Origin of the sequence: Nocardia stercoris, from assembly GCF_003696265.1 — a bacterium.
GTDB classification, from domain to species: Bacteria; Actinomycetota; Actinomycetes; order Mycobacteriales; family Mycobacteriaceae; genus Nocardia; species Nocardia stercoris.
The window spans coordinates 13221-26367 of the sequence record NZ_RFFH01000005.1 but is presented as its reverse complement, the minus strand read 5'-3'; the positions used below and the strand labels follow the sequence as shown (position 1 = coordinate 26367).

Genomic DNA, 13147 nt, shown 5'->3' with positions numbered 1-13147 from the left:
CTGTACGGCAGGAGAGGTGCATCGATGACCGCAAGCAACGGGTCCGAACCCAACCGCCTGGAACGCCGCAAGGCCCGCACTCGCGCCGCGTTGGTCGGCGCGGCGCAATCGCTGCTGGCCGAGGGCAAGATCGCCGTACCGATCCTCGAGATCACCCAGGCCGCCGACGTCGGCATGGGTTCGTTCTACAACCACTTCCAGAGCCGCGAGGAGCTGTTCCAGGCCGCGGTCGAGGAGGCGCTCGACCGCCACGGCGCACTGCTCGATCAACTGTGCAAGGACATCGAGGATCCGGCTCAGGTCTTCGCGCAGAGCTTCCGCCTCACCGGCCGCCTGCACCGTCTGCACCCCACCCTCAGCAAAGTGCTGCTCAGTGACGGGTTCCGCATGGCGAGTTCGGACCGAGGACTCGCGCCCCGCGCGCGACGCGACATCGAGGCCGCAGCCGAAGCCGGGCGCTTCGATATTCGCGACCCGGAACTGTCGATGACCATCGTCACGGGTGCCGCCCTGTGCCTGGGGCAACTGCTGCACGACCACCCCGAACGCGACGACGCCGAGGCCGCCGACCAGGTGGCCGAGGACCTCCTGCGCCTGTTCGGCCTCTCCCCCGAAGAAGCCCGGGAAATCTGCCGACGCCCGCTACCCCCTCTCGACCTGCCGCGCGCCGGCTCGACCCCCTAGCCGGTCCCGCCTTCGGCCGAAGGAACGTATTCCCAAGTCACCGTTTACAGTTCGCCATGCGCTCGTTGTTCACGGTTGTTCGCCGAGAGCGTCGCGCATGACGTCGACTGCGGTGGTCACGTCCAGGGCGGGATCGAGCTTCGCGGCGGCGCGCACCGCGGCCAGGGCCAGCTCGAGCATGCAGTCGACCATCGATTCCACCTCGAACGGCTCGCCGTTGCGTAGCCAGTAGACGGTGGCCTGGTCGAGCGCGCAGCTTGGACGACGACGCGGAGCTGACCCATCGATTCGAAGGCACCGACATCCCCGCCGAACACCTCCCCACAGCACGGGCGGCCATCGGCTCCTGCCCGATGGCCGCCCTACGGGAACAGTCGAATTCGGACTAGCGCTGCGTCTGGATTGCGCAATCACATGGCACGGCCTGGACCTGTGTCGTCACCGACGGCAAGCCACAGCTGCCCGGTGCGCGCGAACATGTGGCCGGTGAGGTGAACGTTCGGCGGCTTGATGTAGAGCACGGCCGCTTGCCCCCTGGTCGCCAGGAACTCGACAGTGATCGCTGGGCCGGCCGCTCGGCCGAGCGCGATGAACGCCGACCTGCTGTAGGAGCGCAGCACGCTGATATAGGCGTCGTGCAGGATCGGAAGGACCGCGAACGGCGAGGAGAAGATCAGCACGATCAGGACCATGGGCAACAAGGTCAGCACGGGTACCACCGCCAACGCGATCGCCGGTGGCCGTATCACGTCGAGAACGAGGAATCTCCTACCGACACGGGTGGCTTCGGCGATGGCTCGGCAGGCGAGGCCGGGCGGGAGATGATGCAGGGTCATCGCCAGCACGACCAGGTCGTAGCTGCGATCGGGTGCGTCGATCGCGGTCGCGTCGACGACGCGAGCGATGGCGCGGGGATGGGCGCCCAAGGGACCTGCCTCGATCGCGGCAACCGATTTCGGATCCAGGTCGGTCACTGTCACCGTCGCGGTGGCGTGCAGATCCAGCACCCGTGCCGCCAGCCCGCCGTGGCCCGCACCCAATTCGAGCACCCGCGGATTCCGCAGGCCATCGAGCTGCCCGACCACCAGATGCGCGTTGCGGTCGTAGTCGTTGAACAGCGTGCTGACTCGATCGAGAAATGCGACGACCCTCTGTCTGCGCTGCGCGTCGTCTCTGTCGAGGTATTCGAGCCGCCCGGTCTGCAGACGCCGGTCGAGCCAGGACGCGTCCGGACCACCACGCGGCATCGTGTCGATCATCTCGATATCGGGTGAGTACTGAGCCATAGTCCTGCCTCTTGCCCAATGTCGGCCGGCCCTCCGACGAGGAGGTCTTGCGGTGGCCAGGGACTTCGGACCCTTGGAGGTCACCGACACCGGACGTGCGCCTCACAGCCTGGTCATCGCCTCCGGGCACCGACGCCCGGATCCCCGAACGCGACTCGGACGATCACCGGTACGACCAGCAGGGTGTCGAGCCGACGCCGCGTGCAGGCGGGACATGGGACCGAAACAGGATCCCTCCTGCAACCTACTCCCTCGGGCGTTGTCGAACACCAGTTCGGCGAGCGACTGTCGACAGTGCGAACGGGCCCGTCCGCGGACGGGCCCGTTCGCAGTGTCGATAGATCACGCGGCCTCGGATGCCAGTTCCAGGGCCGGCTTCGGGGAGCGCATGACCGCCGCGGTGACGGCGGCGCCCACCAGGGCGATGGTTGCCGCGCCGGCGAAGGCCGCGGAGAAACCGTGGGTCAGTTCCGGCGGGTTACCGAGTTCGTCGGCACCGGAGGCGCCGGCTACAGCGGTCATCGCGGCCAGGCCGACCGCCGAGCCGACCTGGTAGCTGACGTTGACGATGCCCGACGCCAGACCGCCTTCCTCGGGACGGGCCGCGCCGATCGCGGTGCCCAGGGAAGGGATGAAGGCCAGCGCCATACCGCCGGCGGCGACCAGCGACGCGGGCAGCACATCGACCCAGAAGTTGCCGGTGGCACGGACCAGCGACATGATCGCGAGCCCGACGCCCAGCACGGCCAGGCCGGTGACGATCATCGACTTGGCGCCGAAGCGCTGCATCGCCTTCGGGGCCAGCACCACCATGCCGAGCATGATCAGGGTGGTCATCGGCAGCAGCGCGGCGCCGGAGGGGAAGGCGCTGTAGCCGAGCACCTGCTGCAGGTACAGGTTCAGGAAGAACCACATGGGTACCCACGCGGCACCGAGCAGCAGCTGAGCGATGTTGGCGGCGGCCAGGTTCGGCGCGGTGAAGATGCCCAGGCGCATCAGCGGTTCCCGGCGGCGGGACTGGATGACCACGAAGCCGGCCAGCAATACGACGGCCGCGGCCAGTGCGCCCACGGTCGAGCCGGCGGTCCAGCCGACCTCGGGGGCACGGACGATGCCGTAGACCCCGGCACCCAGTCCGGCGGTGACGGTGATCGCGCCGAAGATGTCGACGGAGCCGGAACGTGTGGGGGCACTGGGCATCAGAGCCGGCACGGCGAGCATCGCGAGTACCGCGATCGGGATGTTGATGTAGAAGACCCAAGGCCAGCTGGCATATTCGGTGATCACACCACCGAGGAAGACGCCGGCGGTGCCACCGGCCGGTGCCGCCGCGCCGTAGACGGCCAGTGCTTTGCCCAGTTCCTGTGGCACGGCGCCGAACAGCATCATCAGCAGGGTCAGGGCAGAGGGCGCGATCAGTGCCGCGCCGGCGCCCTGCACCGCGCGCCCGGCGAGCTCGACGCCGACGGTACCCGCGGCCCCGGCGATCACCGAGCCGATCAGCAGCACCAGCCAGCCGGCCCCGAACACCCGGCGCGCGCCGAGCAGGTCCGACAGTCGACCGCCGAGCAGCAGCAGCCCACCGAAGGCGATCACGTAGGCGTTGAACACCCAGCTCAGGTTCCCCTGCGAGAACCCCAGCGAGGTCTGCAATTTCGGCAATGCGACCCCGATGATCGAGGTGTCCATGATGACCATGAACTGGGCGGCCGCAATGACCGCGAGTGCCAGCCACTTTCGAGAGGCCGGCTGTGTGGGGGTGGACATTTCGCGTCCGTCCTTCCAGAAGTCCGATGCAAAATACCGTACCCCCCTAGGGTATGCAGCTGTCAAGGTTCTCACCGCTGAAGGTTCGAGTGGCGCGCCGACCAGCGCAGTTCGCCGCGTCCCCCAAACGCTGCCGAACAACAATCCCCGCGGCACCGCGGCTGTTTCGAGGAGTGAGCCGCGCATACGCAGCTCACTCCTGTGATCAGTTGCAGCCGCAGATGTGCTGCAGAACAGCCCGCAATGCGGTCTGCCACTCGTCTTCGATCGCCACAAGGTTGCCGTGGTGGACGAATTCGTTGACGTCGGTGTCGGTGTCGTGCAGGAAATCGCCGAGCGGTTTGGTCCAGCCCTGCCAGTCATACGGGACACCGAGCAGATCGGCGGGCTGCTCGGGCAGCGCAGTGGCGGCACCGCCGGCCGCGATCGGCGCGTGCGGAAGAAAGACGTCCGGCTTCACGACATCGAGCGGCAACGGCAGTCGCAGCACCTGGCGCGACATCAGTTCGTGGACGAGTAAGCCCAGCGAGTCAGGACACGCACCGTGGAGAACCGACACTCAACCGGCGCGAAATGCGTTGTCCCAGTGATTCAAGCGCAGCTACGCGCCCGCACGGCTGCGGCGAGACGCCGGGCCAGATCGTTGACTTCGTCACGGAGCCCGGACAACTGCTCCGGTGGCAGCCCGACATCGCTGGTCACGCTCTCGATCATGCATTCGGACTGATCCTGCAACGCCCAGCTCACCGCGCTGGGCCGCAGGACGACCGCACGCTTGTCGCCGGCCGGGTCGCTCTCGACCAGACCGGCCGCGACCAGGCGTTTGACCAGCGGCGACACTGTGCCGTAGTTGAGGCTCAGCCGGGCACACAATTGCTTCATGCTCGATCCCGGCTGCTCCCACAGGGCCAGCATGACCAGGTACTGCGGATAGGTGAGTCCCATCTCGTCCAGGAACGGTCGGTATGCCGCCGCGACCAGACGTGACGCCGCGTACAGCGCGAAACACAGTTGATTGTCCAGCGCCAGCGAGATCCCCGCGGCGGGCTCGTGATCCGCCGCGGAGGTGTGTGTTGTCGTCGAGCTGTTCATGACTCCCATCCCGCGAGCAGCCGCATCACCGCCTCGGACGCTGATCGGTCGGCGACGGTGATGCGTACTCCCGCACCATCGTAAGATTTCACCACGATTCCGGATCGGTGCAGGGCCGTTGTCAGCCGCACCGTCTCCTCGTCGCCGCACTGGATGAACAGGAAGTTCGCTGAGCTGGCCGGCACCGCGAACCCCTGTGCGCGCAACGCCGTGCCCAGATGGTCACGTTCGCGGGTGATCAGCTCGATCCGCTGAGCCAGTTCGGATTCGGCCGCGTACGAGGCGGTGACGGCCACGTCGGCGAGCGAGTTGATCCCGAACGGCAACTGCCAGCGCCCGATCCGCGCGGCCAGCGCCGGTGCGGCGATACCGTAACCGATCCGCAGCGCGGCGAGCCCGTAGGCCTTCGAGAACGTGCGCAGCACAACGACATTGGGGTGCCGCCGCAGCACGTCGTGCACGTCGGGACGGTCCGCGGCACCGGCGAACTCGACATACGCCTCGTCGAGGACGACGATCACTCGATCCGGGACCGCGCCGAGCAACCGATCCAGTTCGGCGCGCGCGATACAGGTGCCGGTCGGGTTGTGCGGTGTGCACAACACTACGACCCGGGTCCGGGCATCGATCGCGGCCGCCATGGCAGGCAGATCCTGATATCCGTTCGCGGTCAACGGCACCCGCACCGACTCACCGCCCACGGTCGCGGTCATCAGCGGATAGCCGTCGAACGTCGGCGTCGCGGTCACCACCCGCTCACCGGGGGCGACGAATTCCTGCAGGATGTACATCACGACCCCCGTGGCGCCGGGGCCGACCACGATCTGGTCGGCCCCGAAGCCGGTGTGCCGCGCGATCGACCGGTGCAGCCGATCGGGCAGGAACTCGGGGTAGCGGTTCGCGTGGGGCAGCGCGGCGGCCAGCGCGTCCCGCACCGACTGCAGGGGCTGGAAGGGGTTCTCGTTCAACCCGAGTGCGTGCACCGTGCCCACGGCGGCCGGGCTCATGCGGCCGCCGGGCCCTGCCAGTCGACGGCTGCCGCCGCGGCGAAGTCACCGGCGTGCGCGAACCCGGCGAACAGCACCAGGTCTCCGGCCGCGACCCCACCGGTACGCACGACCCGATCGAAGGTGACCGGGATGCCGGCGCCGAACAGGTTGCCGCAGTCGTCGAAGGTGTCCGGGTGTCGCTCGGGCGGAAGCTGCAGTGCGTCACGCCAATTCCGCAGGAACAACCGGTTCGGCTGGTTGGTGACCAGCAGGTCGACGTCCTTGGTGTCGGTCCCGATGTTGCGGCACACACTGTAGGCGACCTCGGGCACCATCTGGTTCCCGCGGGTCAGCACCTTCGCGATCTTCGATTCGGTGAAACCGACATGCATTTCACCCGCGCCCGCCTCCCAGTACTTGCGCGGCGGTTCGGCGATCCCGGTCATCTGCCCGGCGTAGGCCGGATAGTGCCGGGCCACGATATCCAGGATCGGCGAATGACCGGACTTGGTGAGCAGCCCGACACCCGCGCCGTCGCCGGGAACCGCGGCCTGCGGCTTGGTGCGAACGGTGGGCTGGGTGAAGATCTGGCCGGCCGCGTTCTGCACCGTGCAGATGAGCGCCGCGCGGGCATCGGTGGTTTCGAGGATCTGGCGGGCGAGTTTCATCGCGTAGACGAATGCCGCGCAGCCGCCGTTGTGCAGGTCGATGAGCCATTCGGGGTTGATCCCGAGCCGGTGGGCGATTTCGCCGCCGTTGCCGACCACCGCGATATCGGGCAGCTGGGTGTGGGCGATCAGGACGTCGACCTCGTCGAGCAGCCCGCGGCCGCGCCGCTGCAGCATCGGCGCGATCGCCCGCTCGACCATGTCGGCGGGTGTCTCGCCCACGGCGATGTGGTGGCGATAGGCGGGCGCCTTGAACATGACGTGATCGGCGAGTTCGTCGGACTCGGCGAATTGCGCGAAATACTCGGCCGGCACCCGGTTCTCGGGCAGGTATCCGGCGATGTCGTCGAGACTGACCAGGGGCTTTCTCATCGTCAGCGCATCCAATCGGGCTTGATCGGCAGTCCGTTCGCGTGCCGGTATTCGGCGATCGCCTTCAGGTTTCGCAGTTCCAGCAGGTGACCGGCGTAGAAGAGGTCCCAGAAGTCGCCCACCCAGACCGGGCGGCCCGCCGGAGCGGTCTCCGGGTGCCCGTTCTCGTCGTAGAAGGGGTGGCGGCAGTTGGTCCAGATGACCACCGAGCCGGGCTTGCCGAACACCACCTGGGCGTCGATCACCCGCATCAGGTAGATCATCCACAGGTGTTCGCTCTGGTCCCAGGCACAGTGGTAGTCGACGGTGCGGGCTCCGGCGTTGACGACGGTGCGGGTGTAGATCCTGGTGTGGTCGCCGATCTTGTCGTCGGACACCCACAGCCCGTCGTCGCTGTTGCCCGGACCCGACGGGGGGCCGGGCTCGGCGACGCGCTCGAAATTACGCATGCTGTAGGTCCATTCACCCAGGCTGCGGGTGTCGGACAGATAGTCGAACAGCTCGGCCGGCGGCACGTCGATGTGCTCTTGAACGGTGATGTAGTCGCCGTACACCTCGGCGTGCGGATACACCGCGCGGGTCATGTCCAGTACCAGCGGCATTCCTGCCTTGACGCTGAGCTTCTCCACCCGGTACACGCCGGGCAGGTCGAGTTCGGGTGGATCGGAGACGGTCATGCGGAGAACTCCTCGAGAAACGGTGCGAACGGCGGGATCTCGTCGGGATCGCAATCGATGCAGACGAATACGGGACCGGGGATCGCCGCGGTCTCGTCCAGGGCTCGCTCGAGTTCCGCGAGGGTGCTCGCGGATCGAGCGGTAATGCCCGGCAGCAACGCGTCGATCGCCGCGGCCGGGTCGGAGGGTGCGAATCGGTTGAACGTGTAATCGCCGGAGTAGTAGAGCTGTTCGCGGGTCACACACATCGCGTGCGCGTTGTTGTTGAACACGACGAACGTCACCGGCGCCTGATATTCCGCGGCGGTGTGCACCTCGAATCCGTGCATGAGGAAGGACCCGTCGCCGGCGAGGACGTAGGTGCGCCGGCCACGCCCGAGCGCGCTGCCGATCCCCGCGCCGAATGCGTAGCCCATGCCACCCATGCCCAGAGCGACGACGAACAGGCCGTCCTCGGGCACCGGCAGGTGATGGATGACCGCCGCACCGGTGTTGCCGGCGTCGGCGAACACGCCGTCGCCCGGCGCCAGTCGCGCGGCGATCGCCGAAACTGCCTGGCGGTAGCGGATTCCCGCGCCGGTTGCGCTGGGTGGTTCGAGGCTGCCGGCGTCGATCCGGCGCGCGCGCGAGGCCCGCGGTGGTGCGGCCGCCGTGAGTCGTGCCAGGTTCTTCCGCAGCTCACCGCTCACACTCGCCGCGGCCGCGACGAACGGCGCGTCGATGCCGAGGTGGAGGACCGTCGTCTGCGCCAGCGCGGATTCCAGCCCGCCCCGCTCGGTCGTCGGCAACGGTGTTCCGACCACGAGGCACAGGGCGGCGTCCGCGATCAGTGCGGCGATCCCGGGGTGTCCCATGATTCCGGCGACTCCGGCGTACAACGGGTGGGCATTCGGGAACACGTCTTTGGCGTCCGGCGCTACGACCACCGCCGCATCCAATGCGACGGCGAGCGCGGACAATTCGGCTCGCGCGTCGGCCCGGGCGATCTCCGCGCCGGCGATGATCACGACCGTCCCGGCCGCGGACTCCACGACGAGGTGCTCAGCACGCGCATGGTCGGCCCGCGAGTGGTCGGCGGGCTTCGGATTCGCTGACCGTATTCCGTTCGCGTCGTGACCATCCGGTTCGCTCGGACGCCGGTCGCTCCCTGTTCGCGGCGCCCGGGCCTCGGTCTGCTGAATGTCCTTGGGTAGCAGCAGAACCGCGGGTCCCCCCTCGGCCACGGCCGCCAGGGCGTCCGCCAGCAGTTCGGGAAATCCGGCCGGGTCGTCGACCCGCGCACAGAAGCGCGAGACCTGACCGAACAGCATCTGTGCGTCGATGGTGCCCGCACGGCCGCTGGTGTCCTGGAAAGCGCCCCGACCTTCCAGCGCGGTCGGCGGCTGCCCGACCAGCGCGAGGACCGGTACCCGCGACGCGAACGACTCCCCCAGCGCCGCAACGAGATTCAGCGCTCCACCGCCCGAGGTCGCCAGCACGACACCGTATCGGCCGGTGGTGCGTGCGTACCCGTCGGCCATCGTGGCCGCCCCGAACTCGTGCTTGGCCAACACCAGGCGCGGGCGCGGGCCCAGCCGGTGCAGCGAATCGAAGACGTCCTCGATGTTCGCTCCCCCGACGCCGAAGACGTGATCGATCCCGTCGGCCGCCAGCCGAGCAACCAGATGATCCGCAACGGACGCCACATCGAACCCCTCTCAATTACATCGTGCGCGATGTATCGTGGGCGATGCTACTGCGGAAGTGGGCCAGATGCACATGACGGTGGCGCGGTTCACGTTTGCGACACGCGACCGAAACCCTTTGCGCCCGAACGGTTTCGACTGTCGTTCAGCCGATAGTGGCCGACAGATCCGGCAACATCTTGCCGATCTCCGATTCCCAGTTACGCCAGTTGTGTACGCCCTGGGCAGGCCAGTCGTAGGTGATGTTGTCGTAGCCGAGCGACCGCAGGCGCAGTTCGAACATTCGGGAGTTCGCCAGCGTCACGACCTCGATGGGGGTGCCTTGAACGATCTCCATGGGGTCGGAACCGTCACCGGGTCCGGGAAGGCCACTGGCTGCCGAGACCCACAGCCGGGTGTGGTTGGCCGCATCCCCGGCCCGGAAAGGTTGGACCAGAAAGCCAAGCAGCGTAGTGCGTCGCCACAGCCTCGGCGGGCACAGACCGGGAAGATCACGCGCCACGATGACAGTCGACGAAGGCGCCCACCCCCTGTTCGTGTACTACGAGCCGGTCGGCGGCGGCATGACGGTCAAGCGATGGAACCCGGGCAAGAACTGGCTCGATGTCGCCCACGAAAAATTCGCACGGACCGGGATACTCACCTGCCGGACGTGCCGGCGTGATCTTCGGCCGAACGCGCCGGAGCGGTTGTCCGCGTTCGACATCCCCGGCCAGGACCACTCCGGCATGCGGTTGTACTGCGGACCGTGCTGCAACGACGGCAAGGACGAGATGCACGCTGACCGCCGCGGCGTGTGGGATGAGTCGGGCGGCCGTCGTCTCGTCGAATCCGACAGCGGTATAAGCGTTCTCGGATTCGAGAGTCTTCGACTGCCGGTCTCATCCCGTCATCGGTCCTCACGTTCGGAGGGTCTGTGTACTGTTTGACGCTTCTTCTGAACGTCGCCGAGGAAATCCGCGACCTTCTGGCCGGCCGCGTCGAGTGCGCCTTGCGTCTTGTGTTTCGCCGCGCCTTCGGTGACGTCGCCGACGATATCGGTCAGACCTTTCGGCTCAGTGGTCGAGATCTCGAGCCGGTTCACCGCCTCGGCGAAACGCAGATAGGTGTCGACACTGGCGACCACCACGCGGGCGTCGATGGTCACCAGTTCGATACCGACCAGCGACACGCGGGCGAACGCGTCGATAACCAGTCCTTTGTCGAGGATGGTGTCTACGACATCAGCCAGGCTGGAAGAGTTCGGCCGCGCCAGTGTGCCGCTTCCGCCTCCTCCTGAGGGTTGGATAGTCATCTGGTTGCTCCTTGACTTACACGCGAGCGGCGGGCTACCGGGGTCTTGCGGCGGGTGGTCGTCGGGCGGGAAGGCGGCTCTGGTTCGTCCGCCTCGTTGTCCTCGCCTTCCTCGTCCTCCTCGTCGACCTCGCCTTCGTCGGTGTCGCTGATTTCTGCGTCGCGGGACGCTTCATCGTCGCCACGATCGTCTTCGGTGTCGGCTCGTTCCCTGCGGCGAGCGGTCTCGTCGTCTTCCACGACCTCGTTATCGTGGATCTCGCCGTGCCAACCCACGATGTCGTCGCTGTGCAATAGTGCCTCCGTCATGACATACCGCTGGAAGTGCTTGAGTTCCAGCCGGCATCGGCGACCCGCGGCGCGCCAGATATTGGCGGTCTTCTCGAACACTCCCTGCGGGTGGTACACGAGCACCACGAGAATGCGGGTGAGATCCGGGGTGAGCTCGTGGAAGCTGACGGCACCGTCGATGTAGCCTTTGGCGCCTTTGGAGCGCCACACGATCCGCTCGAACGGCACCTGCTCCACGATCGTGGACTCCCAGGTGCGTCTGGACCAGAACACTTTGCCCGTCCAGCTGAGCTTCTCGTCGGACACCTGCTCGACCTGCTCGAGCTTCTTCGTGAATTTCGGAAAGTCCGCGAACTGAGTCCACTGGTCGTAGGCCAGATCGATCGGCACGCCCACATCGATGTGCTCGACAATATTGGTCAGTTTCAGCTTCGTCGTGCCGCCTTTGCCCTTACCACCGGTCAGCGACTCCTTGACAGACTCGAACGTCTCCCGAACCGTGTGCCCGAGCTTGCTCGTCCCGGCGCTCATCGCCGCTTGCAGCGGCGACGCGCCGCCAGCCAGCTTTTCCACGCCGGTGACGGCCGCCAGCAGGTTGCCGCCGTTACCGTCTGCGTAGTCGTTGAGCCGGTCCACAGTTCCGGACACCCGGTTCGCCAGCCCGGCTGCCGCGCGTTGGGCCACAGTTCCCGCGAGGTTCTGCACCGATTGCTGCAGCAGACCCGTCGGGGCAGATGTGGCGGTTTTCCGTGCCGTCTCCCCAGCATGGCTCACGGCGTCGGCGACCTGGCCGATGGTGTGTGCGGTCGCTTTGCGATGCCCGTCGGTCTTCGGCATCGACCTCACCTCCTCACGCGTCGTACCGGCGCTTTGCTGCCGGCATCGGCATCGGCGCCGGCTCGGACCGAGGAGGACGACTTACGGTCCGTGGACCCGGAGTGGAGCTGTGGGCGTGGAGAGCTCGTTGTCCTGCTGCTTGTTTCACACTCGTCGTCGCCTCTCTCGGCGACGAGTGTCGAACCCGGTTCCAGCCGGGCACTGAGCGCATCGATACGGTTGCTCGCGGCAGTCACCGCAGCCGAGCGGACCGCTCCCAGCAACTCACCGCGCACCGTGTCGGTGAGCTGCGTCAGCTCCGGCGACGATTTGAGCAACGACGTCCCGCGCTCGAGCAGTTCCGTGGTCATCCCCGTGTTCCGCCTCGCCATCGCCGCACCTGCCAGCGACAACGCGAAACGCATCTTTCGCCTGCGCCCCAGCATGTAACCGACGCCCACCCCCGCCACAATTCTTGCCCCGCCTTTCATGATCTACTCCCTTGCTTGCTCGACTGCCGCAGCACCGAAATGGCCCCAGATCGTTCGAGGTCGAGCAACGACACCCTGATGAGTGGATAGGCCGTCATGCGAACGGCCATATCCAGCAAATACCCAGCAACCACACACCGAACCTGGCGTCAGGCGACCAGTCATACGGCGTGGTCCTTCTCGCTCCGCGCTGAGATGCGCATCTCGTTAGAGGCGATGGCGACCATGATCGCGGTCCACACCGCCCGCGCCGATCCGGCCTGCGTGGTGCAGCAACGAGTTACGTGAACCCGCATGATTGCCGGTGACCCGGATACACCTTCTGACCTCGGGTATACCGGATCACCGGTGTGCAACTCGCAGGGCACTTCCGGCGGGCGTCCCGCATTCTTCCCGCGAGGCAGCAGCGGCTCCGGCTACAGCACCCCGCTCACGCCGCGGGACTGCCCTGACCGAGGTTCCCTACGGCGCACTGTCCAAATCGATCCGGATGGTCAGCAAGTCGGTGCCGATGAGCCGGACCAGCAGGCTGTTCGGCTTCGGCAGCCGCCGCACCCGTTCATGGGCGTCGTCACCGTCGAGAACGGTGGCGGTGCCCGGATACCATTGGCCCTTGATCTGAAGTCGCACCCGTGGGTTCACTTCGAGGTTACGAACGTACTGGGACTTGCGCCCGAACTCGCTCACGAACATGAACGTCGCGCCATCGAGCTGCCCACCGATGGGCGTGGGCCGGGGCAGGCCCGACTTGCGTCCGACCGTCTCCAGCACGGCTTCATTGGGAAGGTACGGGGCCAGCCGCCGGCCCACAGGATTCACCACGTACCGCTGCAGGAGCACGGTGATGCGTCGCCGCAGATCCGCGGCTGGGGACGGCGCTGCACTCATTCGTCGATCCTGCCTCGAGCTGTGCAGCCGAAGCGGGATTCTTTCGGCGCGTCAGGACACCAGGTTCGCTCCCTTTCGGGCGCAACGCTCCGCCACGACCGCCGTCGAGGACGTGGTGTGGCGAAGCGGGTCCGATGTCGACGTCGAT

General features: G+C 67.0%; 16 protein-coding genes. 2 read left to right on the top strand and 14 right to left on the bottom strand.

The features are described from left to right. Positions 1 to 24: 24 nt before the first annotated feature. Positions 25 to 684, top strand: coding sequence for a TetR/AcrR family transcriptional regulator (locus EBN03_RS13925; RefSeq protein ID WP_122188453.1), 660 nt, complete (start codon positions 25 to 27; stop codon positions 682 to 684). 69 nt (positions 685 to 753) lie between these two features. Here the strand turns inward: EBN03_RS13925 and EBN03_RS35530 are convergent, their stop codons facing one another. The 10 genes from EBN03_RS35530 to EBN03_RS13875 all read right to left on the bottom strand — a co-directional run bounded on the left by EBN03_RS35530 (position 754) and on the right by EBN03_RS13875 (position 9557). Next, positions 754 to 876, bottom strand: a complete 123-nt coding sequence (locus tag EBN03_RS35530; protein WP_267899287.1) for a hypothetical protein — start codon at positions 874 to 876, stop codon at positions 754 to 756. 218 nt (positions 877 to 1094) lie between these two features. Beyond that, complete coding sequence (locus tag EBN03_RS13915) at positions 1095 to 1970, bottom strand: class I SAM-dependent methyltransferase (protein ID WP_122188452.1); 876 nt, start codon at positions 1968 to 1970, stop codon at positions 1095 to 1097. Between the two features lie 342 nt (positions 1971 to 2312). After that, positions 2313 to 3737: an MFS transporter gene (locus EBN03_RS13910; RefSeq protein WP_122188451.1), complete on the bottom strand. Its 1425-nt coding sequence runs from the start codon at positions 3735 to 3737 to the stop codon at positions 2313 to 2315. A gap of 205 nt (positions 3738 to 3942) precedes the next feature. Beyond that, positions 3943 to 4239, bottom strand: a complete 297-nt coding sequence (locus EBN03_RS13905) for a hypothetical protein (protein WP_122188450.1) — start codon at positions 4237 to 4239, stop codon at positions 3943 to 3945. Positions 4240 to 4328: 89 nt separating this feature from the next. Beyond that, positions 4329 to 4829, bottom strand: a complete 501-nt coding sequence (locus EBN03_RS35525; protein ID WP_122188720.1) for a MarR family winged helix-turn-helix transcriptional regulator — start codon at positions 4827 to 4829, stop codon at positions 4329 to 4331. Further along, on the bottom strand, positions 4826 to 5836 hold the full coding sequence (locus EBN03_RS13895; RefSeq protein ID WP_122188449.1) for a pyridoxal phosphate-dependent aminotransferase: 1011 nt from the start codon (positions 5834 to 5836) through the stop codon (positions 4826 to 4828). The genes EBN03_RS35525 and EBN03_RS13895 overlap by 4 nt, the downstream gene beginning before the upstream one ends. After that, a complete protein-coding gene (locus EBN03_RS13890) occupies positions 5833 to 6858 on the bottom strand; it encodes a 3-oxoacyl-ACP synthase III family protein (RefSeq protein ID WP_122188448.1) in 1026 nt (341 codons plus the stop codon). The genes EBN03_RS13895 and EBN03_RS13890 overlap by 4 nt, the downstream gene beginning before the upstream one ends. Before the next feature lie 2 nt (positions 6859 to 6860). Next, the gene (locus EBN03_RS13885) at positions 6861 to 7535 is read right to left on the bottom strand and encodes an SRPBCC family protein (RefSeq protein WP_122188447.1); all 675 of its coding nucleotides are present in this window, start codon (positions 7533 to 7535) and stop codon (positions 6861 to 6863) included. Next, positions 7532 to 9220, bottom strand: a complete 1689-nt coding sequence (locus tag EBN03_RS13880) for a thiamine pyrophosphate-binding protein (protein WP_122188446.1) — start codon at positions 9218 to 9220, stop codon at positions 7532 to 7534. Before EBN03_RS13880 ends, EBN03_RS13885 begins: the two co-directional genes overlap by 4 nt. 145 nt (positions 9221 to 9365) lie before the next feature. Continuing rightward, on the bottom strand, positions 9366 to 9557 hold the full coding sequence (locus EBN03_RS13875) for a hypothetical protein (protein WP_122188445.1): 192 nt from the start codon (positions 9555 to 9557) through the stop codon (positions 9366 to 9368). Between the two features lie 166 nt (positions 9558 to 9723). On the opposite strand from EBN03_RS13875, the gene EBN03_RS33745 reads away from it, so the two are divergent. Then, positions 9724 to 10149, top strand: coding sequence for a hypothetical protein (locus tag EBN03_RS33745; protein WP_147471578.1), 426 nt, complete (start codon positions 9724 to 9726; stop codon positions 10147 to 10149). Here EBN03_RS33745 and gvpJ read toward each other — a convergent pair. From gvpJ to EBN03_RS13855, 4 genes are all read right to left on the bottom strand, one after another. Beyond that, entirely contained in the window at positions 10110 to 10514 is a 405-nt protein-coding gene (gene gvpJ, locus EBN03_RS13870) for a gas vesicle protein GvpJ (protein WP_122188444.1), read from the bottom strand. The two genes, EBN03_RS33745 and gvpJ, sit on opposite strands and share 40 nt — an antisense overlap. Further along, on the bottom strand, positions 10511 to 11641 hold the full coding sequence (locus tag EBN03_RS13865) for an SRPBCC family protein (RefSeq protein ID WP_122188443.1): 1131 nt from the start codon (positions 11639 to 11641) through the stop codon (positions 10511 to 10513). Before EBN03_RS13865 ends, gvpJ begins: the two co-directional genes overlap by 4 nt. 5 nt (positions 11642 to 11646) lie before the next feature. Then, positions 11647 to 12111: a hypothetical protein gene (locus EBN03_RS33740; RefSeq protein WP_147471577.1), complete on the bottom strand. Its 465-nt coding sequence runs from the start codon at positions 12109 to 12111 to the stop codon at positions 11647 to 11649. Positions 12112 to 12573: 462 nt separating this feature from the next. Further along, entirely contained in the window at positions 12574 to 12999 is a 426-nt protein-coding gene (locus EBN03_RS13855) for a nitroreductase/quinone reductase family protein (RefSeq protein WP_122188441.1), read from the bottom strand. Between the last annotated feature and the right edge of the window lie 148 nt (positions 13000 to 13147).